This window comes from Mycoplana rhizolycopersici (assembly GCF_013378445.1).
GTDB lineage: Bacteria > Pseudomonadota > Alphaproteobacteria > Rhizobiales > Rhizobiaceae > Mycoplana > Mycoplana rhizolycopersici.
The window spans coordinates 1-23,766 of the sequence record NZ_JABXYK010000022.1 but is presented as its reverse complement, the minus strand read 5'-3'; the positions used below and the strand labels follow the sequence as shown (position 1 = coordinate 23,766).

The following is a 23,766-nucleotide window of genomic DNA, read 5'->3' as shown; positions in this document are numbered from 1 at the left end:
GGATACGGATACCAGACCACAGGCTGGGAGGGGCTACGGACGGCGGTTGCAATCGTCGTCGGAGCTGCGAACCGGGCGCATCATTTCCGTGGATGCGACAGCAGGACCGTCGCTTCGTCGATCGCGGATGAAAATGCCAACCTCCGGTCTTGAATGGATCGAACAGTTAATATACGAGACGATATATGTCAGGTTTTTGAGAGCTTCACCCTTTGGCCTTGGACAAGATCGATCGGCGGATACTCACCATCCTGCAGACGGATGGACGCATCTCCAATTCAGACCTTGCCCAGCGAGTCGGCATACCCGCCACATCGATGAGCGATCGCTTCAAGCGACTGCAACGCCAGGGGTTCATCACCGGCTTCGCCGCGCGGCTCGATCCGATCCTGATGGGCCTGGATCTCCTCGTCTTCATCGAAGTCCTGCTCGACAAGACGACGCCGGACGTCTTCGAGAAGTTCGCCCAGGCCGTGCGCAAGGCGCCCGAAGTCATCGAGTGCCACATGGTGGCGGGCGGGTTCGACTATCTCGTCAAGACGCGCCTGACGAACATGGTGGCCTATCGCCGCTTCCTCGGCGAGGTGGTTCTCGCCTGGCCGGGCGTGTGCGAGACGCGCACCTATGCCGTCATGGAAGAGATCAAGAACGACAGCCCGCTGCCGATCCTGCTCTGACGCCGACGCCGGGTGCGATGCCGTTGCGACGTGCAACCGACAGCCGGACCTTGAGATGCGCCGTCAGGCCTGCGACCTTTTCCGTCACAGGCCTGACGGCGCATCCGGCGCGTGCGCAACACCCGGTCCGCCTCACTCGGCGTGGACTTCTCCGCCGAGGTAGAGCTTGCGCATTGCCGGATCTTCCAGCAGATCCGATGCCTTCGCCGTCATCGCGACCTGGCCGAGCGAGAGTACATAGGCGCGGTCGGCGATGCCGAGTGCCTCGAAGGCATTCTGCTCCACCATGAGGATGCACATCCCTTCGCTGTCGCGGATCGCGCCGATCGCATCGAAGACTTCGTGCATCATCAGGGGCGAGAGGCCCGCAGAGGGCTCGTCGAGGAGCAGGATCTCGGGGCCGGCGATCAGCGCGCGGGCGAGCGAGAGGATCTGTCGCTCGCCGCCGGAGAGGGCGGACGCCTTGCGGGTCTTCTTGCCGGCCAGCGCAGGGTATTGATCCATCAGCGCGGCGAAGCGCTTTTCCTTCTCCGTCTTTGCAAGCTGGCGTGCGCCGAGCAGGATGTTCTCGGCCACCGTCAGCGTTCCGAAGACGTTGTCGGTCTGCGGCACGTAGCCGACCTTGTGGTGGCGCACCTTCTCGTGGATGGGCACGGCGGTCACGTCGGTGCCGCCGAAGGTGATGCTGCCGGCGCGCGGGCGCACGTAGCCCGCAATCGTCTTCAACAGGGTCGACTTGCCGCAGCCGTTGGGGCCCAGGATGGTGACGATTTCACGGCGGTCGGCCGAAAGCGAGATCCCGGTGAGGATGTCGGCACCGTCGCCGTATCCGGCCCTGATGTCCTTTGCTTCTATCACAGGGCCACCTTTCCTTTCTCGACGGCCTTGCCGAGGTATGCCTCGACGACGCGCGCGTTGTCTTCCAGTTCGCGCGGAGCGCAGTCGGCGATGATCTCGCCGCGGTCCAGCACGACGCAGCGCGAGCAGAGCTCGCGGATGAACAGCATGTCGTGTTCGACGACGAGGATGGCGACGCCCTTGTCGCGGTAGCGCTTGAGGATCGTCACCATGTCGGCGCGGAGGTTGGGATGGACGCCGGCGGTCGGTTCATCGAGGCACAACAGCTTCGGCTTGCTGCGCAAGGCTGTTGCCACCGACAGAAGCTTCTTCTGACCGCCGGAAAGCGCGCTTGCCGGCAGGTCCGCGACATGCGTCAGCCGGAACGACTCCAGAAGCTCGTCCAGTTCGTCGTCGAAGCGGAACGGCTTAAGCATCGAGGCGAGGCTTGCGTTGCCGCTCGCGCCCGCCTGGAGCACCTCGCGCACGGTCATGCGGTGCGGCATCGAGGGTAGCTGGAACGTGCGCACAAGACCGTGGCCGGTGATGCGCTGCGCCGAGACGTTGGTGATGTTGTCGCCCTCCAGCCGGATCTCGCCGCCATCTGACGGCAGGAAGCCGGAAATGACGTTGAGGGCCGTGCTCTTGCCCGAGCCGTTGGGCCCGAGCAGCCCGACGATCTCGCCGGCACTGAGGCCGAAGCTGATGCGGTCGAGCACCTTGTGGGCACCGAAAGCCTTGGAGACATCCTTGAGTTCCAGAAGGTTACCGGCCATTGCTGCCTCCTACTTTCTCGGGGAAGAGTCCCTTCGGCCGCCACAGAAGGAAGGCGAGCAGCCCGCCGCCGACGATGATGAGCCGGGCGGCGGCGACGAAGTCGGTCGGCAGTTCCAGCGCGTCCTTGATGAAGGGTACGTAGGCCATGGCGAACTGCATGAGGAAGGCGCCGGCGATGACGCCCCGGTTGTTGGCGACGCCGCCGATGATGACCATCGACCAGATCAGGAAGGTCTCGGGCGAGACGAGTTGGTCCGGCCCGACGAATGTCAGGTAGTGCGCATAGAGGAAGCCGGCGAAGGCGGCGATGGCCGAACTGACGAGCATCACCACACGGCGGATCCGGTCGAGATCGTAGCCGAGCGAGCGGGCTAGCTGCGGTTCCTCGCGCATAAGCTTCATCGACAGGCCGAAGGCGCTCTTCACGAGGCGCTGGCAGAAGAGCCAGACAAGCGCCAGCACGACGACGTAGAGCGCAAGCCGCGCCATGCCGTCGTAGGGCTTCAGTCCGGCAAACAGCAGCGGCAGGCCGGAAATGCCCTGTGCGCCGCCGGTCAGCGCCTGCTCGTTGGTGATCGAGATGCGGATGATCTCGGCAATCGAGAGCGTGGCGATGCCCCAGTAGTCGCTGGAAAGCTTGCGGCCGAGCCGGGCGTAGAAGAGGCCGAGCAGAGCTGCCATGGCGATGCCGGCGGGCAGGCCGAGCAGCGGATGCCAGCCCATGCCGCTTGCCAGCGCCGCACCATAGGTGCCGCAGCCGAACAGCGCGATCAGGCCGAAATTGACGAGACCGGTAAAGCCGGCCTGCAGATTGAGGCTGAGGGCCAGCACGCCGTAGAGGCAGGCGATGGAGGCCACGTGGATGAAAAAGTCAAACACGGCTCACCTCGCTGACGAAAAGGCCCCGCGGGCGGAAGAGCAGGAAGATCACCAGGATCGCGAAGGAGGCGACCGGAGCGTAGCTCGCCGGCAGGAAGTACAGGTCTTCCCCGACCAGCGGTCCGACGTTGGTGTTGGTGACGACGGTTTCGGCGGCGGCAATCACGATCGCGCCCACGACGGCGCCGAGCGCATTGCCGAGCCCGCCAAGGATGGCGGCGGCAAAGACGGGCAGCAGCATGTTGGTGCCGAGGTCGATGCTGACGCTGCCGCGCATGGCGAGCGTGATGCCGCCCAGCGCTGCCAGCATGCCGGAGAGAAAGACGACGACGTTGGTCACGCGCCGGGTATCGATGCCCGTTGCGGCCGCAAGCACGCCGTTCGTAGCGGTTGCCCGCATTTCCCGGCCGAGGCTCGTCCTGAACAGAATCAGCGCGAACAGGCCAAGCGAGATCGCGGTGACGATGAGCGTCGTGATCTGGTGATCGGTAATCCGGGCGCCGAGGACGCGCATGGCCGGCGTGACCTCCAGCTTGAAGCGGTAGGCGGTCGGCCCGTAGGTCAAGAGGAACACGGCCGACAGGATCATGCTGAGCGCCAGCGAGCCGATGAGCGCTATCGCCGAATCGACCTTCAACAGCCGCTCGAAGACGAGGATGTTGAAGACCACGGCGAGCAGGCCGACGAAGAACGCGGAGAGCAGGCCGGCGAGAAGGAGCGGGAGGCCGGCGGTGTGCAGCGACATGGCGACGAAGGCGCCGACAACTGCGTACTGCACGAGCGCGACATTCGGAAACTTGATCAGGGAGTAGACGGCGCTCAGCGCAACGGCAATCAGCGCCAGGTCGACGGACCTGATCAGGGCGTCGAAGATGAATTGGAACATTAACAAGTCCGTCTGTTGGTCGGCGGGCTTCAGTGGTGCGCAAGACACCGTGCGAAAAGGGCTGCCGTTGCCGGCAGCCCCTCTGGTCGGATCACTCGTAGGCTACGAGCTTCTCGCCCTCGACCTTGAACTTCAGGTAGGGCTGGTGCGTGCGCTGGCCGTCGGCATCGAGCGTGATGTCGCCGGTGGCGCCCTTCACGCCCTCCTTGCCGAGGTCTTCGATCGCCTTGAGGACGGCCGCCTTGTCGGTGCTGCCGGCCTTGTTCAGGGCGGCGGCGGAAAAGAGGACGGCGTCATGGGCGTAGCCGCCATAGGCCGAGAGGAAGGTCTCGCCATAGGCGGTCTCGTACTCGGTCTTGTAGGTGTCACCGCCTTCGCCGATGTAGCCTACGTCCATACCGATCAGGCCCTTCTTGAATTCGGCCGGCGTATCCTTGTTCATCATGGTGATGAGGATGGAGTACCAGGGCTTGCCTTCCTGCATGCCGAGCTCGAAGGCTTCCTGCATGATCAGCGCGCCCTCGGTACCGTAGGCGGTGAAGACGTAAGCGTCCGGTTCGGCGGCCTCGACCTGCTGCAGTTCGCGGCGATAGGTGGACTGGCCGATCGTGTACATGACGGTGGTTGCGACCTCGCCGCCCTTGGCGGTGAAGTGCTTCTTGAATTCCTCGGCGACGCCCTGGCCGAAGGCGTTGTTCATTGCCAGCACGGCAACCTTCTTCCAGCCGTGGTCGAGAACGTCCTGAGCGGCGAACTCGGTCGAGACGTTGTCGAGGCCGACGACGCTGTAGGAGGTGGCGCCGATGTCGCGAACCAAGCCGCTGGTTGAGGCCGGATTGATATGCGGCATGCCTTCCTGGACCAAGTACTGTCCGAGCGGGATCGTGTTGCCCGAGGAGTACTCGCCGATGACGATCGGCACCTTGTCGACCGATACGAGTTTCTTGGCGGCGTCGATTGCCGTCTGCGGCTTGCCGCCGGAATCCTCGACGATCACCTTCAACTGCTTGCCGAGCACGCCACCGTTGGCGTTAACCTGCTTGACGGCCAGCTCGATGCCGCGGCTCTGGTCCTTGCCGGTCGTGGCGCTGGCGCCCGACAGCGGAATGACCGCGCCGATGGTGATGTCTTCGGCGATCGCCGGCGTGACACCGACGAGGCCGCCAAACAGTGCTGCGAACGCCGCTGCAAGTGCTGTTGTCTTCATTGTTCACCCTCTCTCCGTTCCGTTGCGGGGACGGGTGAAATCTAGGCTGCCTGCGATCGTAGAAATACACGAATAATCTGATGCTTGCCCGGAGGCTGCATACTCGGGTGGCGCTTCCCTCGTGCTTTCTCCGAGAATGCCGCTGATATTACATCGGGTGTCGGAAGCGGTGATTCACGCGGCTCAGTTCGGCGCAGGCAGGCGGGCGCTCACCTTCCAGCCATCACCGGACCGCCTGAGTTGCCAGCGTTTTTCCGGGATCGTCGTGCCCCGCGCCGTCCTATAGGGGCTGATCGACAAGATGATGCCCGGCCCGTCGGCGACGTGGGAGCCGGTCGTGACGGTGCCGTCGCTGAACTCGACCGTCGCGTCTCCTCCCGCATCGCTTTGGTCGCCATCGATACTGACCCGGCAGCCGGGAAAGGCATGCGTGTGGTGAACGTTGAACTGCACCGAACGCCTCCGATTCCATTCTTTGGGCGCCTACGCGGGAGCCCCGCCAACCGGCGTTTCCGACCTGCTTCTTCAAATCGTAATCATCTCCGCTTGACAAGATATACGATAAAATATACGAACAAATATACGAACGATTGGGAGGCCGCTTGAGATCGTCGCAAGTCGGTTCCGATCCTTCGATAAAATCCTTCAGCAGAGAGTCGGGGCGAAAATGCCCCGCACGGAAAGAGGTTACGTATGTACTATTTCGCCTATTGCACCTGGCTCCACGACATCGAAATCGCCCGGTTCATGCCGCAGGCAAAGGCCGTGACCAAAGGTTATGCCGCCAATCACGCGCTACGCTTCCATGCTGCCGGCGATCGTACCGATCGCGGCTGGTGCCACTTCCTCAACACCGCGGAAGCCTATGGCAACAAGGCGTTCGGCGTCGTATTCGAGCACGATCCGAAGCACTTCGAGGAAGACTATGACGACTTCGAGCGTTGCTGCGTCACGGTCTACGGCGACGATGGCAAGAGCTACGACTGCTGGACCTACCGCCTGATCACCCCTGGTATCGCGATGCGTCCGCCGAACTTCTACTGGGAGCATATTCCGGCCGGTCTGAAGCAGTGGGGTTTCCCGCAGGAATACATCGACCAGGTCAACGCGGTCTTCGAGGCTGCAGCGCCTTGCCCGCGCGCCGACCGCCCCAATCCGTCGAACATCCCGGGACGCGGCGCCGACACACGCTGACCGCGAGCGATCGCCCGCTGATCGAATGTGGAAGGCGGCGGAATCCTGTCGCCTTCCCCCGCCACTCAACCGTAATGTCAATGAAAAGGGGAATCAGACATGAAAGCAGGAAGTACAGCCAAGGGCATTGCCGTTTCGGCGCTCGTGATGTTTGTGGCGGGCACGGCGCTCGCCCAGGATGCGGCCTCGCTCGTCCCGTCCGAAATCAGGGATCGGGGGACCCTGACGGTCGGCTCTCAGCAGACGTTCCCGCCGATCGAGTTCCGCGAGCCGGGCAGCCAGGAGGTTTCCGGCGCCAGCGCCGATCTCCTGCGCGAGATCGCCAAGCGCCTGAAGCTCGAACTCACCTACGTCCAGGCCGAATACGCAGCCCTGATCCCCGGCATCGAGGCCAAGCGCTTCGACATGGCCTCGGGCGGCATCAGCGATACCGAGGAGCGCGAACAGAAGCTCGATTTCGTCAACTACATGCAGTCCGGCGGTAGCATGATGGTGCGTGCCGAGGACGACGCGAACTACAAGACCATCGCCGACTTCTGCGGCAAGTCGGTCGCCACACTTCTCGGCAGCCGCGTGATCATGGAGAAGGTGGAAGCTGCCTCGGCCAAGTGCGTCGCAGCCGGCAAGGAGGCGATCCGCGCCGAGCAGCTGCCATCCGCCCCCGATGCCCGCATGCAGCTCGACCTGAAGCGCGTCGATGCCTATCTCGGTGATTTCCCGGCGCTCGCCTACATGGGCACCCAGTTCCCCGGCAAGTACGCCATCGTCGGCGGCAACTACATCCTGACCCCCTACATCACCTCATGGGGCTTCGCAAAGGATCAGGCGGCGCTGCGCGATGCCGTGAAGAAGGCAACGGACGAGATGCTTGCCGACGGCAGCTACAAGCAGATCATGGATAAGTGGGGTGTTGGTGGCGGCGCACTGGCCGAGATCACCATCAACCTGCCGGCAAGCAAGCGCAACTGAGATACAGCAGGGCAATGGCAATGACCGCCGCAAGTGTTCCATCAATTCCTGACCTTCCCATCATTCACAGGCGCCGGTGGGGCTCTTGGGTGCTGGGTGCCTTTGCCCTGTTCGTCGTCGCGTCGATCGTGATCGCGTCCATCCGGACGCGGATCCTCGATCTCTCGGTCGTTGGCGAGTACATCTTCAGCCCGATGATCGTGATGGGCGCCTTCAACGCCCTGGTCCTCGGCACGCTCGCGCTGGTGATCGCCAGCATTATCGGCTTTGTCGTCGCCCTGATGCGGGTCAGCGGCAATCCGATCCTAATGGCGATCTCGGCGACCTATGTCTACCTCTTTCGCGGCACGCCGATGCTGATCCAGCTTGTGTTCTGGTTCAACGCCGTGCCGATCATGTTCCCCAACATCTACCTGGCACTGCCCTTCATGGACGCCCCGCTGATCAATGCGCCGACGACCGCCGTGGTCACGCCCTTCCTGGCAGCGCTTGCGGGGCTCAGCCTCGCGGAGGGGGCCTACATGGGCGAGATCATCCGCGGCGGCATCCTGGCCGTGGACAAGGGCCAGCGGGCCGCTGCAACGGCACTCGGCATGACGCAGCTGAAGGTCCTTAGCCAGGTCATCATCCCGCAGGCCGGCCGCATCATCATCCCGGCGGCAGGCAACCAGTACATCATGCTGCTGAAATCCTCCTCGCTCGCCTCGGCCATAGGCTATCTCGAGCTGCTGCGCGTTGCGACCGACATCTATTCCTCGAACTTCCGGGTCGTCGAACTGCTGGCCGTAGCCGCCTTCTGGTATCTCGTCATGACCGCCTTCGCGACAGCGATCCAGACCGTCCTCGAAAAGGTTTTCCCGCAAAGATGAGCACCGCGCCTGAACAGTCCCACGCCGTCTCCATGGTCGGCGTCTCCAAGAAATGGGGAGCCGTCTCGGCCTTCACCGATGTCAGCTTTGACGTGCCGCAGGGCGAGGTCGTGGCTCTGCTTGGCCCTTCGGGTGCGGGCAAGTCCACCCTCCTACGCTGCGTCAACCACCTCGAAACCATCTCCGCGGGCCGCATCTACGTTCATGGCGACCTCATCGGCTACAGGCTGGATAAAGAGGCTCTGTATGAATTGTCCGACGCGGACATCAGCCGCCAGCGGCAGAAGATCGGCATGGTCTTCCAGCACTTCAACCTGTTCAAGCACATGACGGCGCTACAAAACGTGATGAGCGGCCCGGTGCACGTGTTGAGAGCGTCGAAGGCGGAAGCTGCCACGCTGGCGCTCGACCTGCTCGATAAGGTGGGCTTGAAGGCCAAGGCCGGCGCCTATCCCTCGGAACTTTCCGGCGGCCAGCAGCAGCGTGTGGCAATTGCCAGGGCGCTCGCCATGCGGCCGCGTGTGCTCCTGCTCGACGAGCCGACCTCCGCGCTCGATCCGGAGCTGGCGCAGGAAGTGGTCGAAACGATCCGCAGGCTCGCCGAGGAAGGACAGACCATGCTGATCGCCACCCATGACATGGGCCTCGCGCGCGACGTGGCCGACCGGGTGATCTTCATGGAGGGCGGTGGCCTTGCAGAGGATGCCTCCTCGAAGGACTTCTTCACCGCGCCGAAGAGCGAACGAGCCCGGCAGTTTTTGGCGCGATTGTTGTCGGCCCACTAGCCCGGCCCATGACATTCCACAATCGACCGCACGCGCCTTCCCGGCGCGGGTGAAGCCTCTCCCATTCCGAATGAGGAAGCCCATGACCGGAATCTTTCAGCACCTGCATCACCTCTGCATCGTCGTCAACGATCTCGAGAAGACCGTCGCCTACTACGAGAGCCTCGGCGTCGGCCCCTGGTTCGACTATCCGAAAAAGGGCGCCTATCTCGAATTCGACGTACCCAACAAGGCGGCCTCGGACGCCATGCGTTACAAATGTTGCGACATCGACAACGTGCAGATCCAGCTCTGTGATCCGGGGAGCCTGGATTCCCCCCAGAAACGCTTCCTCGACGAACGCGGTGAGGGTGTCTACCACCTGGGTTTCGAGGTGGCGGACCGAGACGCTGCCGAGGCAAAGGGCCGCGCCCTCGGCCTCGGCGTGGTTGCTCGCGGCAAACGCGTAGACGGTTCGGGCTTCTGTTATTTCGATACGCGGGAAGAGGCCGGCATCGTGCTCGAAGTCCGCAAATCCTGAGCACAAGTGATGGCCCGAATCCTTTTCGCGGAGAGAGCTGGCTTCGGCCTGTCCTCCGTCGTCCAAGGACGCGAAAGCGTCCTGCTGTGCCTTGCCGCCATGTTGCTGTTTGCGGCGTCGGACGTCATCGCCAAGCATCTGTCGGTGACGTTTCACCCCTTGCAAATTGCCTGGTTTCGTTATCTGGCAGCGTCGATTCTGCTGGCAGCCATCTGCCTTCGTTTCGGCAGGCCTGCCCGCAGTGCGGCTCCGGCCGCGCAGATCATCCGCGGCGTCGGCATGGCTGGAGCGACAATCCTGCTGGTGGCGGCTCTCAACTTGCAGCCAATGGCGGAGGCGACGGCGCTCGTCTTCATCTCCCCCTGCCTCGTCACGCTCCTGTGCGTACTGATCCTCAAGGAGCGCGTGCCCGCCTGGCGGTGGGTGGGTGTCTTCGGCGGCTTGCTCGGGGTGATGGTCATCCTGCGTCCGGGTCTTGCCGGTTATAACTCTGCCGCCCTGTTTTCGATTGCGTCTGCCGCGTGTTGGGCGACAGCTCTGGTCATGACGCGACGGGCGGTCGTGAGCGACAGCCTGGCGACCACGCTTGCATATTCTTCCATGACGGGTTTCGTTCTTTTGAGTGTGACGTTGCCCTTCGTCTTTCACGAATTGACTGTCATCGACGCGGCGCTGTTGGGAGCAACGGCCGTGCTTTGGCTAGCGGCGCATGTTGCCATCGCGTTCGCCTATCGCCGACCGGAAGCAGTGGTCTCCCGTCTCGCGCCACTTTCCTACACCCACCTCCTCTGGGCCACGAGCTTCGGCTACCTCGTGTTCGGCACTTTACCGGACGCGATGACGGTTGCGGGGGTGGTATTGATTATTGCAAGCGGGTTGGTAGCCCGCCGGGGAGAGAGGCAACCGGTGTGAAGCGACGGGCTCGTGCAACGCGCCGTCAATGCTGCGCGCCGGCGTTTGCGGGAACTGGGGAGAGTGGGTGAGAAGACCTTATGATCTCCCAAGCCTGTCCGCCGGCGCTTGAATGTCGGAAGTCGTTGCTACATACACGAAGAAATATATTTACCTCCGCTGGATCGGAGACCCGGCCACTGAGAAAAGGACAGGATCCATGGCATCAAGAAAGATCTCGGGGGGCGAGTTCATTGCATCGGACGTTCGCAATCGCCTGCGCAGCATGATTCTCGGCGCAGAGCTGAAACCTGGGCAGCGCCTGGTCGAAGACGACCTTTGTGAACGCCTGAACGTCGGGCGCACGCCCGTGCGCGAAGCGCTGCTGTTGCTCCAGGGGGAAGGCTTCCTGAGCCGCGAACGAGGCTGGGTTGTCGAAACGATCGACCGGACCCAGGTGCGCGCCATTTTTGAAAGCCGGGCGGCGATCGAAGCGGCTACCGCCAGGCTCGCTGCGCGCCATGCGGAACAGGCCGAGTTGGATACGCTCGGCCGACTGATCGAGGCCATGGAGCCTGGTGAAACGTTGACGCGCGCAGATCTGAACAGTCTCAACACCCAGTTTCACAAGCTGATCGTCACGGCCTCGAAGAACCAGTTCCTTGCCCAGTTCCATGAACGGACGCAGTTCCACTACTGGATGCTCCGGGTGCCGATCCTGTTTTCCGAGGCCGAGGTTAAAGAAACCAACCTCCAGCACCGGCGCATTTTTCAAGCGCTCGTCGACCGCAATGAAGACGAAGCGGAGCGGGCGGCACGCTATCACGTCGAGGCCACGATGGCGATTGTGGAGCCGGCTATCGACTTGTGACCTCACAGCGCCACCACCGTTACGAAAGCCATCCCCAAAGCGTCCCGAAATTAGGGCGGCGCACACAATTTCCTGCCGTTTGCCGGCCGGGACATGCTGGTCGCGCTTGATGAGGCGGTGCGTGACGATTGCGAAGCTCGCGATCCCGAGCCCGAGCGCTCGGCCTGGAGGGAGAGGCCGATCTTGGCGAAAGAGTTCATCAGCGCCGGCCTGACGGCCGCCGGTGACCGGCGAAGCGCAATCATCGCCCAGGCGCCGATGATAAGGGCGCGCAGGCCGGACACGATCATCAGCCCGGCTGTTGTGGCGGTGGGCCCGAAGCGATCCGACAGGAGGCCGCCGGCCACGCACCCGAAGAGACCGGCGGCAATGGGGGCAAAGGTGATGAGCGAGGCCATGTTCGGGGGAAGGGTGCCTTCGGCCGCCCTCCGCATGAAGATGAGCAGCCACGCCCACATCGCGTAGAGTTCCCACATGTGGCGAAATAGCCGACATTCACCAGGAGGAGATCGCGATCGCACAGGACCCGGCCGATCTGCCGCGGATTGAACACGGCCTTGCGGAACGGGTAGGGCCCTTCGCGGGCGAACAGCGGGAAGCACAGGCCGGCGATCAGCGAGGCCGTACTCGACAGGCCGATGAAAGCCGTTCCTCCTCTGCGGCCGCCCAGAAGGGCGCCGTCAGTGCGGTGATGGTCGGGCCGGGGGTTTTGAGGGTATCAAGGTGCATCAGTCGGCTCCCAGAACAAGTACGGCTGCCCTCGCTGTCGGGCACCATTGCTGGACGAGGGCAAGTTGCGGGTTGGGCATCTGCCGGCCGGTCGCGGGCCCGCGTCTTCCATGAAGGTGCCCGGCAGGGTGTGCTGCGCGCCATGTCGAAAATCGAGATAAAGACGATCCTCGGCATGTATTTCCACAGCTTCCTCTGGATCAGGGGCGACGGCGCGATGACGATGCCGTGCGGTGTTCCTGGCGATGATATCGACATCCGTTTGCTGAAGGGCCTGTCGCTGGAGATCCAGCCAATCCGAAAGAGCCTCCTGGTTATCGGGTCGACCGTCCTCGGCGTGCCCATCTCGTGACGTGCAATTACTATTGTAAAATCCAGAATACATGTGTATTGATCGCCGCGTGGGCTTTGGGTTTTGGGAGCAAGCCCCACGCGGAGCCCTCGTTCCATCATTCGGGCGGGAAGGAATTTTCGCCTGCTCCAAGGGAGGTCATTATGAAGAAACTTGTCACGCTTCTGGCGTGCGCTGCTTTTGCGCTGCCGGTCGCCGCCTGGGCACAGGACGCAATCGGAACCACCAAGAAGGACAGCTATCGCTTTGTCGTCGTGCCGAAGGTCGTGCATCCGTGGTTCGACAAGGTGAACGAAGGCGCGCAGGCTGCCGCTGCCGCAATCAAGGCGCAGACCGGCTCGAATGTCGAAGTGATCTACTCGGCACCGCAGTCCGCCGACGTTGTTCAGCAGAACCAGATCATCGACAGTGCGCTCGCGACCCAGCCCGATGGCCTGGCGCTCGACCTGCTCGACCCGTCCGGCAACCGCGCCTCGCTCGAAGAAGCGCAGGCCCAGAGCATCCCGCTCGTGATCTTCGATTCGGTTCCGCCGGAAGGCATGGCGATCCCCTACATTGGCTCCGACTTCTGCGAGCAGGCGAAGATTGCTGCCCGACGCCTCGTCGAAGTCCTCGGCGGTGAAGGCGAAGTCGCCATCATGCAGGGCGTTCCGACCGCGCCGAACCACTCGATCCGTGCCGAGTGCCACCGCCAGGTCTTTGCAGAGCATCCGGGCATCAAGGTCGTTGCCGAAGGCATCGACAACGACAGCATCGAGACGGCCCAGCAGCAGGCAGCCGCCATCATGCAGGCAAACCCGAACCTCAAGGGTTGGGTCGCGTCCGATGCCGCCGGTCCGATCGGTATTGGCCAGGCGATCGTCGAAGCCGGCAAGCAGGGCAAGGTCACGCTCGTCGGTCTCGACAACCTGCCCGAAATGCTCGACATGATCCGCGAAGGCGTCGCAGACAGCTCGTCCGCCTCGCAGCCGGAACTCCAGGGCTACTGGTCCGTCATGCTGCTCTGGGCGCAGGCCACCGGCGCCAAGGTTCCAGGCTATCTCGACACCGGCAACGCCTTCCTCACCAAGGAAAACGTGGACGGCTGATCCGGCTCGACCGGGCTGCCACGAGGCGCGGGCTTCCCGCGCCTCTTCCATCTCAATACGGCGCTGAGGTGCCCCATGGCTTATCTTGAAACCCGCGGCCTTGGCCGGGACTTTCCCGGCGTGACCGCACTCGACAATGTCGATCTCTCGATCGAACTCGGCCGCACGCATATTCTTGCAGGCGAGAATGGTGCAGGCAAATCCACCCTGGTGAAGATCCTGACCGGCACCGACCGGGCGTCCCGCGGCGAGGTTCTCATCGATGGTCGCAATCCGGCCGACGAACCGGATCTCTACAAGAACGTCGCCTATGTGCCGCAGGAGCTAAATCTCTTTCCGCAGATGAGCGTTGCGGAGAACCTGTTCATGCCGTTCAGCCGGACGGGACATGGCGGACTTCTCGTCAATCGCACGGCCCTCGTGGACGAAGCGATAAGCTATCTGGACCGCTTCGGCATCGAGGCCAATCCGCGCGAGCTGGTAGCGAACATCTCCGTCTCTGACCAGCAGCTGCTCCAGATCGCACGCGCCTGCACCAACGCCAACATGAAGGTTCTCATCCTCGATGAGCCGACGTCGTCCCTGACGCGCGTGGAGGTGGACCGTGTGTTCAAGGTCATCCGCGGCCTGCTCGACCGCGATCACGCCATCGTCTTCATCAGCCACAAGATGGACGAGGTGTTTTCAATCGGCGACGATTATACCGTCCTGCGCAATGGCGAGAAGATCGAAAGCGGCAGGATCGCCGACATCACCGAGGCAGATCTGATCCGCGCCATGTCCGGCCGCGATATCACCTTCGACGAACATTTCCGCCCTCAAGTCCCCGTTACCGACACGATCATGAATGTACGTGGGCTTTCCGGCGCGCGTTTCCACGATGTCAGTTTCGAGCTGCGCCGGGGGGAAATTCTGGGCTTTGCCGGTCTCGTCGGTGCTGGTCGGTCGGAAGTCATGCAGACGATCTTCGGCTTTCTCAAAGCCAAGGCGGGTGAGGTCACGGTCGAAGGCAAGCCCTGGGCGCTGAACGACACCTCCGCATCGGTCGATGGTGGCATGCTGTACCTTTCGGAAGAGCGCAAGCATCACGGCATCTTCCCGCTGCTGTCGCTGCGCGAAAACATCGGCATTTCCATCCTGTCGCTGACCAAGGGATCCCTTGGCATCAGCAGCGGCCGGGAGCGTGAAGCCGTCCAGAAGATCATCGACGACTACGGCATCCGTACATCAGGCATGGGAAAGCGCATCTCGCAGCTTTCCGGCGGCAATCAGCAGAAGGCCATCATCGGCCGGGCCATGGCTACGCGCCCGCGCGTGCTGATCTTCGACGAGCCCACCAAGGGCATCGACATCCGTACCAAGACCGAGATCTACAAGATCATGAAAGGTCTGGCCGAGGAGGGCGTCGGCGTCATCCTCGTGTCCTCGGAACTCGACGAATTGAAGAAGTGCGCAAGCCGCATCATCACGATGCACCATGGCCGCATCACCGGCGCGTTCGACACCGCCGAGACAAACAATGAAACACTCGTAGGCGCCATCTTTGGCACGGAGGCGAAAGCCGATGCAAACTAAACCCTTGGCGCTCCTGACGCGCAGCCCGCTTGCCGGCGTTTTCGTCGCGCTGGCCGTCATCTTCACGCTTTCGGCGCTGATCTCTCCCTATTTCCTCACGCCCTATAACCTCTCGGTTATCGCGCGCGGTCTCGCCTTCGTTGGCCTCATCACCATCGCTCAGTCCATGCTGATGGTGCTCGGCGAACTCGACCTGTCGCTCGGCGTGATCGGCGGGCTTTGCGGCGTCATCTCCGGCATTCTGATGATCCGGGTCGGCCTCGAACCCTACTCGGCCATGCTGTTGGCCATCCTGCTCGGCGCCTGCCTTGGCCTTCTCAACGGCCTGCTGGTGACGGTGCTGCGACTCCATTCGCTGGTCTTGACGATCGGCACCGCCGGCATTTTCGGCGGCGCGAACCTTGTTCTCACGCGTGGCGTTGCGATCACCGGCATCCCGCGCGACATACAGTATCTCGGTCGCGGCGACTTCCTCGGCATGCCGGTTCCCTTCGTGATCATGCTCGTTGCACTTGCGATTGCCACCTTCGTCATGCTGAAGACGCCCTTTGGACGCTACATGTACGCGATCGGCAACAACCAGGCCGGCGCGCGTATGCTCGGCATCAAGGTCGACAAGGTTCGCCTCCTCGTGTTCGTCGCCGCCGGCGCGATCGCAGCCCTTGCCGGCGTCCTGATGGTGGCCCGCCTCGGCACAGCACAGCCTTCGATCGGCGAGACCTGGGTGCTGGCGCCCATCGCGGCCTCGGTCATCGGCGGTGTCGCCACGACCGGCGGCATCGGCAGCCCGATCGGTGCGATCTTCGGTGCCGGCATCATCGCCATCATCGAGAACATCATCGTGCTTTTTGGCGTCTCGCCCTATTGGCAGGGCATCGTCTCGGGTGCGATCGTCGTGCTTGCCATTTCCTTCGACGCCATTTCCCGCCGCTATCTTCGCCGCGACGCTTGACGCAGTCGGCCGCATCGATCTGACGAGAGACAAGAGAATGAACCAGGAAGTCAAAACCAAGAAGCTGATCAACGCGCCTGAAAACATCATCGCGGAGATGATCGAAGGCATGGTGGGCGCCCATCCGGACATGCTGCGCGTGGAAGGGCAGACCGGCCGTGCGGTCGTTGCGGTGGACGGCCCCCGTGACGGCAAGGTGGGTATCGTCGTCGGTGGCGGTTCCGGCCATGAGCCGGCCTTCGCCGGCTATGTCGGCCGCGGCCTTGCCGACGCCGCAGCCGTCGGCAACGTCTTTGCCTCGCCCTCTCCGTCGCACATCGTCGAGGCGGCCCGGGCCGTGGATGGCGGCGTCGGCGTCGTGATGCTTTACGGCAACTACACGGGTGACGTCCTCAACTTCACCATGGCGGCGGAAGAGCTGGAACAGTCGGGCGTCCCCGTGCGTCACGTGGCTGTTGCCGATGACGTTGCCTCCGCTCCGGTCGAGCGCAAATCCGAACGCCGTGGCATTGCCGGTGACTTCTTCGTTTTCAAGGTTGCCGGTGCTGCCGCCGATCTCGGTGAACCACTGGCGCGGGTGGAAGCACTCGCGCAGGCGGCCAATGACGCGACCCGGTCGATGGGCGTCGCGCTCAGCCCCTGCTCCCTGCCGCAGACCGGCAAGCCGAATTTCATGATCGGCGACGACGAGATGGAAATCGGCATGGGCATCCATGGCGAACCCGGCATTCGCCGGCAGAAGCTGGCGCCGGCCGACGAAGTGACCGACGAACTTGTCGATGCGGTGCTGAAAGAGCTCGCTGTCAAGGCCGGCGAACGGGTTGCCGTTCTGGTCAATGGTCTCGGCGCGACCTCGCAGATTGAGCTCTATGTGATTTTCCGTCGCGTCAAACAGCGTCTCGACGCCCTCGACATCCAGATCCATGCCTCGTGGGTTGGCGAGTATGCAACATCGCTGGAGATGGCTGGAGCCTCGGTGACGCTGATGAAGCTCGACGATACGCTGCAGGCGTTGCTTGACCATCCCTGCCGTACGCCGGCGCTTGTCGTCGGCGCCTTCGAGAAGACCGAGGACGTTGCGGCGCGTAGCCGCAAGGCTGTCAAGGTGACCGAGAGTACGGCGGCGGTGCAGGAGAAGCCGCGCGTCCTCATCACCGAGGGCGACGTAACCCCCGCAGTCTTCAAGACGATGATGCACGCGGTCGGCGACCAGATCATCGCCGAGAAGAACTGGCTTTCCGAACTCGACGGCGTGATTGGCGATGGCGACCACGGTGTGACGATGGAAATCGGCTGGAAGGCCGTACAGCACGCGCTGGAGGATACGCAGGAGGACGAGACGATCGAGGCCATCTGCAAGCGCATGGCGAAGGCATTCCTCGATGCGGTCGGAGCGTCCTCCGGCCCACTTTATGCCACCGCCTTCCTGCGCGCCGGCACGGCAGTCGGCGACCGGCTGAACCTCGATGGGACCGGCATGGCCGAATGGCTGAGCGCAGCCTGCCAGGGCATTCGTGATCGCGGCCGTGCCGAGCCTGGCGACAAGACGATGATCGATGCCTGGGTGCCGGCAGTGGAAGCTGCGACGCAGGCAGCGAAGAACGGGGCGACATCGCTCGAGGTTCTGGTCGCTGCGCGGGACGGTGGCGAAGCGGGCATGAAGGCGACGGCGGCGCTGGAATCGCGCCGTGGCCGCTCTGCGAAGCTCGGCGAACGTTCCATCGGCCACATCGACCCCGGCGCGGCCTCCACCTTCGTCACGCTGCGCGCGATGACGGAAGCCCTGCGCAAGGCGCTCGGATAAAGGGCGACTTCAGCGCGGGCCTTGCAGAAGGGCCCGCGCGACACCTTCATTGGTCACGAGCCGGTTGACGTAGCCGGCACGCAGGACCGCCCGGATGATCGGGATCTTGCGGATGCCGCCGGAAACCAGCACGGAAATGGGCTTGAGCTTCATCTTGTCGGGGGGAAGGGCGATGATCGAGTCGTTCAGAAAATGATCGATCGGCTCGCCGCGCGCGTCGAGAAACCATCCCATGAACTCCCCTACGGCGCCGCCTTTCAGAACCGCGTCGAGATTGTCCTTCACCACCCGGATCTGCGTCAGTGATGTATCCTGCGTCAGTGCCCCGCAGGAAACGATACCGATATCGGCGATCTCGGTCCGCGCGAGGACATCCGTCAGTTCGTCGTTGAGAAGGATCGCGTTGCGGCTTTCGGGATTGGCGCAGTAGATTGGTGCGGTCAGGTAGTGACATTCGACGCCAAGCGCCCGCGCAAAAGCAGTCGCGACTTCGAAGGTATTGGTGGCCGAGCCGCTGGTGACGCCTCCGGTCAGCCCCACAACCCAGCTTTCGGACTTCGGCCGGGCGCGCAGGCTGCGGACCGCAAAGCTCAGGGTGCGCCCCGAACCGATGCCGACACCCATGTCGCGACCTTCGATCAATTCGCTCGCAAGTGACCCGGCGGCTTCACCGATCACCCGCTTCTGCTCGAGGTAGTCGCCGAGATCGGGCACCACGACAGTGCCGGCCAGGCCGTAACGGGCGGAGACCTTCTCGGCGAGTTCAATGCAGTCCGTCAGAGGCAGGCTGACATGGACCTGCACGCTACCGGACTCACGTACCTGGCCGATGATCTTGTTGACCTTCAGCCGCGTGATGTCCATGCGCTGGGCGATTTCCTGCTGGGTTTGTCCGCCGATGAAATAGAGCCAGGCGACACGCGCGCGCTCCAGGTCTTCGTCGAAGTGTCCCCAATCCTCGCTCATGCAGCGCGCTATCCCCTCAAGTTTGTTCCCTTTTCGATACGCCACTTATGATGGGATGGGCAACCGGCTTCTCGGTGACACACGTTCCAATCCCGGGTGTCGTCACGGCACCGGATGGAGGTGCAGTCGCGTTGAATGCCGATGGTACTGCGTTCGCCTTGGCGATGCAGGAGGAGCCGATGTCACGGTCGTGTTTTCTGCCTCGTCATCCTGTGCGACTGACGCGGTAGTCAATTCAGACATGTGCTGCGCGAAATCTACAAGGTCGCGGCGCGCATCGAGACTTGCTCGAAAGGGCAGCGTTCCATTCTCGTCGATGGATTGGCTCAAGCCGCTCTCAAGGGCGGGCAGGAACGGGACATGAAGCGGGCCGCCTTGCCGCGCTTGCGTTTCGGATTGTTGTCGTAGGGCGCGGCCTGGCGGCGCTATCAACGCCGGAACTGCCGAGGGCAGCGGAGATCTCGAACGCGCGGAAGAAAAAGGTTGTCCGGCGTGAACGAATAATACTTGACTATGATAATCATAATACCTTAGCGTGCATTTCGGTCCAGTGATGCGCCCGGCGAACGTGTATGGCGATGGCCGGGCCGAAGTCTTTCCGTTCTAAAGATTCGCATCGTCTGCGATCGATAGTTGCACGTACGGTTGCGCGCATATGCAGTGCGCAAGGAGCAAATGCATGGCACATCGGAAGGCTGTCTCGCACCGCATCGTCGAAGCTCCGCACGCCCAACTGCGGTGTCGCTAGGGTCCACGAGGACCTATAGCCGATACCGGTCAGGGCCCGGGCCGGTCATGAAGTAACTCTCAATCGATTGGCGCGCCGCATGGGCGCCATCACAAGGGATTATGAAAATGGCTAACATTACGATCGATGCAAGCAGCGCAGGCAGCGCCGGGCTTGATGTGAACAGCTACCTCGCCGATTTTGGTGGTGGCTTCGGTTCTATGAACCGCGGCTGGTTCGAAAACCTGACGGGTCCGCATCCGAGCTTCGGTTTCCAGTCCGGTTCCGGCTTCACGGGCGCGTTCGTTGCAGAGGGGTCGTTGACCTATGATCCGTTCGGCGATCACGTTCTGAAGGGTAGCCTGGATTCGATCGATTTCGGCAGCACGCTGAATTGGGGAACGGGAGCCGGATGGACGGTGTTCGTCCCGCCGGAAGTAAACTCCGGAAACGTGTTGACGATCAGAGGGCTCGACATTACCGGATCATCAACGGCGACGGATCCAGCCCACTCCATTGTGTTCGGCCTCGCCGCTGGCGATGATACGGCGCTCAGCAACTACCTGTTCGAGACCACGGCCAACAACCTGACCTTCACCGGCAGTTCCGGCAACGATTCCATTACCGGCGGCCTCGGCACGGACACCTTCACCGGCAATGCCGGCGTCGACAGCTTCATCTTTGCCGATGGCGCACATGGCAACAATGACACCATCACCGACTTTTCCAGCGGAACCGACAAGATCGGCCTCGGCTGGAACTACACCTGGGACAGCGCGCTCGACGATGACGGAGACGTCTACTACGACTCCGGTTTGTTGTTGGGCTTCGACGCCTCTGGCGACTACTTCGAAATCGCAGTCGCCACGGTCGCCTCGACAGATCTCTTCCTCGCCTAACTAGTTGATATATTGATACGTTCCAGCCCGCGCGCGCGGGCTGGATCTCCGCTGCCCGTACCGACCTTCTCCATGAAGTCGGAGCTATCCAGGAACATAAGAGGGAATGAGCCGCCATGGCCGCAGGAAATTCCATTGTCACGATTGAACCATGGCCGCTGGTCGTGGAGGAAAACACCGCCGTCGGAACTGTTGTTGCAACAGTGACGGTGTCGGATCCCGATGGCGTGGCAACCAGCGCCGTTGGCCTCCAGGTCATGAGCTCACCCTACTTCACAATTGAACGGACCAGCGCGACAACCGGCAATCTGGTTGTCAAGGGCCCGATCGACTACGAAGCTTTGGAAAACGGAACGATCAACATCGATATCCGGATCCGCGATACCGGATCGCCCGCAACCTTCGACATTCATCCCTTCACGATCTCGATCTCCGACCAGCTCAATGAGGGGGATCAGCCGCCGCACAGCGTGACTTTGACAAAGGCGGTCGACCGGACGGACAACGGTGTTGCCGCCAACAGCATTGGCGAAGATTTCATAGTCGGCAATGCAATTGCGACCGTCTCCGCCGTCGATCCCGAAGGCGGAGCACTGAGCTACACGCTCGACCCTTCAAGCTCGGACAAGTTCGAGCTTCAGATGCGCGGTGGCGTTGCCACCCTCGTTCTGAAAAGCGCCGTCGACTACGAGACCGCGACAACCCACACCATCATCATCAACGTCCAGGATGAAGCGGGAAACATCACACAGAAGACGCAGGAGATCGGCATCGTCAATGTGAACGAGGTGTCCGGGCCGCAGCTTTCCGCCGATTCGGTGGCTGAAAATGCCGCTGTCGGCACGGTCGTCGGCACCCTCGAAGCCACGAATGCGGCTGGCCTTCCGATCACCTATTCGATTGTCAACACCGCCGGCAACCCGGTCGCCAACGCCTTCTTCACGATCGTCGGCAATGAGTTGCGCGTCGCTGGCGGGCTGGATTTCGAGACGCTTGCGAGCCACAAGCTTTCGATCAAGGCCTCTGCCGGCGCAGACTCCATGATTTCCGACTTTACGATCAATGTCACCGACGTCAACGAAGCGCCGATCGATATCGCGCTTGACCTTTTCCGGCCGGTCACCGAGGCAGACCGTACCGGCGCTATTATCGGCACGCTGTTGGCGACCGATCCGGAGGGAGACGCGATCACCTGGTCGCTGCCAACACTCAACACGGGAAGCAACCTGACCCAGGATCAGAGGAACGAGAACAACACGCTTTCCACATTCAAGCTGGTTGAGAACGAGGACGGAACGGTCGGCGTCCGGCTGCTGAAGCCGCTCGACTATGAGCAAGGGACCAGCAACGGCCTGCTCGCAAACGGTCAATATGCGCTTGTCGTGGTCGCCACCGACAGCGAGGGCAACCAGACCAAGCATACCCTGTATGTCCAGGCTGAGGACGAGCACATCAAGTTCACCGGCGCGCCGACCGGCAAGGACTATGCCGGTGTGGTCGAGAATGTCGAAGCCGGCACCGAGCTCGGCTATGTTAAAACATTCGATGGCAGCTTCACGCCGGTCAGCGTTGAACTGACGGACGATGCCGGAGGCATGTTCGAGATCAGGAGCCGCCTCGTCGGCGGTGAAACGCGCCACTATGTCGTCACCAAGGGCGTGATCGACTACGAGGCCGAAGCCAGCCACGCCATCACAGTCAAGGCGACCGACATCAACGGCATCAGCCACGAAAAGACGATCGACATCAAGGTCATCGATGCCGCCGAGGCGGGTGACACCGCGCGCGGCACCATCACCATCGATGCTGACACTGCTCTGATGGCGCAACACGGCGGCGTCAACTGGGACACCTATCTCGACGAGATGTATGACAGGACGACCGGTGGCCTTCCCGCAGGCGTGACCTTCGCGCCCGCGACCTCAAGCGAATATGTCTACAACACGAGCTCCGACGGCACCCTGATCTCACTGAAGGGCAACGATCTCACCTACTGGTGGACGGACCCGGTGACGGGCGAGGATGTCCACGTGGTCGGCGGCACCGTCACAGAACTGACCTTCGGCAAGGGCACCTATGCGGGCAATGTCGCCGAGGTCAGCGAGAAGGCCCTCAGCATCACCGGGCTCGATGTCTCCAACGGCTCGGGCCTGATGGAGCGAATCTACGGCGAGGCCAACGCGTTTGCCGCCGCCTGGATGCACGGGACCGATAATGCCGACAATCCGTCCGAAATCGCCTTCGTCAAGGCTATCCTGTCCTCCTACGCCCAGACGTTCAAGGGCTCTGCCGGTGCCGACACGTTTACCGGCAGCAGCTTCGACGACACGATCAACGGCAACGGCGGCAACGACGTCATGTCGGGCGGCCTCGGCAATGACAAGATCAGCGGCGGTGCCGGTACCGACACCGCGGTCTATTCGGGCAAGCGTACCGACTACACGCTGAAGCTTTCGGCCGACGGCAAGACGCTCACCGTCACCGACAAGCGCACGGGTGACGTCAACGAAGGCACCGACAGCCTGACCGGCATCGAGAAGCTGCGGTTCTCGGACGGCACCACCGATGTCAGCAGCCTCAATGCCGCGCCGACCGCGCTGTCGCTGTCGGGCACGAGCGTGAAGGAGAACGTCAAGGTAGGCACCCTGGTCGGCACCTTCTCCGCCACCGATCCTGAAGGGGGTACGCTGACCTACAAGCTGACCGACAATGCCGGCGGCCTCTTCAAGCTCGACGGCAACAAGCTCGTGACCGCCAAGGCGATCGACTACGAGGCAATCAAGTCCGGCAAGGTCGCACTGGAAGTCACCGATCTCGCCGGGGCGAAGTCGGTCAAGACCTTCACCATCGCCGTGCGGGACGTCAACGAGGCGCCGACTGCGCCGTCGCTGTCTGCTGCGACCGTCAAGGAGAACGTCGCCATCGGCACCACGGTCGGCACGCTCTCGGCCAAGGATCCGGAAGGCAGGACGCTGACCTACACGCTGACCGACAATGCCGGCGGCCTGTTCAAGCTTTCCGGCAACAAGCTCGTCACCGCCAAGGCGATCGACTACGAGGCGGTCAAGTCCGGCAAGGTCACCGTCGAGGTCTCCGACGGCGTCAACAAGGTGGCAAAGTCCTTCACCGTCGCCATCGAGGACGTCAACGAAGCCCCGACGTCGCTTGCCCTGTCGAAGTCGACGGTCAAGGAGAACGTCGCCGTCGGCACCACGGTCGGCACGCTCTCGGCCAAGGATCCGGAAGGCAAGGCGCTGACCTACACGCTGACCGACAATGCCGGCGGCCTGTTCAAGCTTTCCGGCAACAGGC

Annotated in this window: 23 protein-coding genes; 15 read left to right on the top strand and 8 right to left on the bottom strand. The window is 62.6% G+C overall.

Going from position 1 to position 23,766, the window contains the following annotated elements:
* The first annotated feature begins 212 nt into the window (after positions 1-212).
* Entirely contained in the window at positions 213-677 is a 465-nt protein-coding gene (locus HV823_RS23585) for an Lrp/AsnC ligand binding domain-containing protein (protein ID WP_176952125.1), read from the top strand.
* A gap of 132 nt (positions 678-809) precedes the next feature.
* Here HV823_RS23585 and HV823_RS23580 read toward each other — a convergent pair whose 3' ends face one another.
* The 6 genes from HV823_RS23580 to HV823_RS23555 form a co-directional block, all read right to left on the bottom strand.
* Positions 810-1,535, bottom strand: a complete 726-nt coding sequence (locus tag HV823_RS23580; RefSeq protein ID WP_176952124.1) for an ATP-binding cassette domain-containing protein — start codon at positions 1,533-1,535, stop codon at positions 810-812.
* Positions 1,532-2,290 (bottom strand): ABC transporter ATP-binding protein, encoded by a 759-nt coding sequence (locus HV823_RS23575; RefSeq protein WP_176952123.1) that lies wholly within the window; start codon positions 2,288-2,290, stop codon positions 1,532-1,534. Before HV823_RS23575 ends, HV823_RS23580 begins: the two co-directional genes overlap by 4 nt.
* The gene (locus tag HV823_RS23570) at positions 2,280-3,170 is read right to left on the bottom strand and encodes an ABC transporter permease subunit (protein WP_176952122.1); all 891 of its coding nucleotides are present in this window, start codon (positions 3,168-3,170) and stop codon (positions 2,280-2,282) included. The genes HV823_RS23575 and HV823_RS23570 overlap by 11 nt, the downstream gene beginning before the upstream one ends.
* A complete protein-coding gene (locus HV823_RS23565; RefSeq protein ID WP_176952121.1) occupies positions 3,163-4,056 on the bottom strand; it encodes a branched-chain amino acid ABC transporter permease in 894 nt (297 codons plus the stop codon). The genes HV823_RS23570 and HV823_RS23565 overlap by 8 nt, the downstream gene beginning before the upstream one ends.
* Positions 4,057-4,147: 91 nt before the next feature.
* Complete coding sequence (locus tag HV823_RS23560; protein WP_176952120.1) at positions 4,148-5,263, bottom strand: ABC transporter substrate-binding protein; 1,116 nt, start codon at positions 5,261-5,263, stop codon at positions 4,148-4,150.
* 183 nt (positions 5,264-5,446) lie between these two features.
* Entirely contained in the window at positions 5,447-5,716 is a 270-nt protein-coding gene (locus HV823_RS23555; RefSeq protein WP_176952119.1) for a hypothetical protein, read from the bottom strand.
* A 240-nt stretch (positions 5,717-5,956) separates the two neighbouring features.
* Between HV823_RS23555 and HV823_RS23550 the strand changes: the two genes are divergently transcribed.
* The 7 genes from HV823_RS23550 (at position 5,957) to HV823_RS23520 (ending at position 11,362) form a co-directional block, all read left to right on the top strand.
* Positions 5,957-6,457: a gamma-glutamylcyclotransferase family protein gene (locus tag HV823_RS23550; protein ID WP_176952118.1), complete on the top strand. Its 501-nt coding sequence runs from the start codon at positions 5,957-5,959 to the stop codon at positions 6,455-6,457.
* A gap of 99 nt (positions 6,458-6,556) precedes the next feature.
* Entirely contained in the window at positions 6,557-7,426 is an 870-nt protein-coding gene (locus HV823_RS23545) for an ABC transporter substrate-binding protein (protein ID WP_176952117.1), read from the top strand.
* A gap of 89 nt (positions 7,427-7,515) precedes the next feature.
* Entirely contained in the window at positions 7,516-8,295 is a 780-nt protein-coding gene (locus HV823_RS23540) for an amino acid ABC transporter permease (protein ID WP_343052025.1), read from the top strand.
* Positions 8,292-9,080: an amino acid ABC transporter ATP-binding protein gene (locus HV823_RS23535; protein ID WP_176952115.1), complete on the top strand. Its 789-nt coding sequence runs from the start codon at positions 8,292-8,294 to the stop codon at positions 9,078-9,080. The genes HV823_RS23540 and HV823_RS23535 overlap by 4 nt, the downstream gene beginning before the upstream one ends.
* Before the next feature lie 82 nt (positions 9,081-9,162).
* Entirely contained in the window at positions 9,163-9,600 is a 438-nt protein-coding gene (locus HV823_RS23530) for a VOC family protein (RefSeq protein ID WP_176952114.1), read from the top strand.
* 9 nt (positions 9,601-9,609) lie between these two features.
* Positions 9,610-10,512, top strand: coding sequence for a DMT family transporter (locus HV823_RS23525; protein ID WP_176952113.1), 903 nt, complete (start codon positions 9,610-9,612; stop codon positions 10,510-10,512).
* Positions 10,513-10,711: 199 nt separating this feature from the next.
* Positions 10,712-11,362, top strand: a complete 651-nt coding sequence (locus HV823_RS23520; protein ID WP_176952112.1) for a GntR family transcriptional regulator — start codon at positions 10,712-10,714, stop codon at positions 11,360-11,362.
* Positions 11,363-11,412: 50 nt separating this feature from the next.
* Here HV823_RS23520 and HV823_RS23515 read toward each other — a convergent pair whose 3' ends face one another.
* Complete coding sequence (locus HV823_RS23515; RefSeq protein ID WP_176952111.1) at positions 11,413-11,838, bottom strand: hypothetical protein; 426 nt, start codon at positions 11,836-11,838, stop codon at positions 11,413-11,415.
* A gap of 395 nt (positions 11,839-12,233) precedes the next feature.
* Between HV823_RS23515 and HV823_RS23510 the strand changes: the two genes are divergently transcribed.
* The 5 genes from HV823_RS23510 (at position 12,234) to dhaL (ending at position 17,862) form a co-directional block, all read left to right on the top strand.
* Positions 12,234-12,443 carry a hypothetical protein gene (locus tag HV823_RS23510; protein ID WP_176952110.1) on the top strand — a complete coding sequence of 70 codons (210 nt, stop codon included), beginning with the start codon at positions 12,234-12,236 and terminating at the stop codon, positions 12,441-12,443.
* 143 nt (positions 12,444-12,586) lie between these two features.
* The gene (locus tag HV823_RS23505; protein WP_176952109.1) at positions 12,587-13,531 is read left to right on the top strand and encodes a substrate-binding domain-containing protein; all 945 of its coding nucleotides are present in this window, start codon (positions 12,587-12,589) and stop codon (positions 13,529-13,531) included.
* 75 nt (positions 13,532-13,606) lie between these two features.
* Positions 13,607-15,106, top strand: coding sequence for a sugar ABC transporter ATP-binding protein (locus HV823_RS23500; protein ID WP_176952108.1), 1,500 nt, complete (start codon positions 13,607-13,609; stop codon positions 15,104-15,106).
* Complete coding sequence (locus HV823_RS23495) at positions 15,096-16,058, top strand: ABC transporter permease (protein ID WP_176952107.1); 963 nt, start codon at positions 15,096-15,098, stop codon at positions 16,056-16,058. Before HV823_RS23500 ends, HV823_RS23495 begins: the two co-directional genes overlap by 11 nt.
* Positions 16,059-16,095: 37 nt before the next feature.
* Positions 16,096-17,862 carry a dihydroxyacetone kinase subunit DhaL gene (dhaL, locus tag HV823_RS23490; protein WP_176952106.1) on the top strand — a complete coding sequence of 589 codons (1,767 nt, stop codon included), beginning with the start codon at positions 16,096-16,098 and terminating at the stop codon, positions 17,860-17,862.
* Between the two features lie 9 nt (positions 17,863-17,871).
* Here dhaL and HV823_RS23485 read toward each other — a convergent pair whose 3' ends face one another.
* A complete protein-coding gene (locus HV823_RS23485; RefSeq protein WP_176952105.1) occupies positions 17,872-18,828 on the bottom strand; it encodes a sugar-binding transcriptional regulator in 957 nt (318 codons plus the stop codon).
* A gap of 855 nt (positions 18,829-19,683) precedes the next feature.
* On the opposite strand from HV823_RS23485, the gene HV823_RS23480 reads away from it, so the two are divergent.
* Both HV823_RS23480 and HV823_RS23475 read left to right on the top strand, forming a co-directional pair.
* A complete protein-coding gene (locus tag HV823_RS23480) occupies positions 19,684-20,454 on the top strand; it encodes a heme acquisition protein HasA (protein ID WP_210270913.1) in 771 nt (256 codons plus the stop codon).
* A gap of 116 nt (positions 20,455-20,570) precedes the next feature.
* A partial coding sequence (locus HV823_RS23475; RefSeq protein WP_176952103.1) for a cadherin domain-containing protein occupies positions 20,571-23,766 on the top strand: 3,196 nt, incomplete at its 3' end.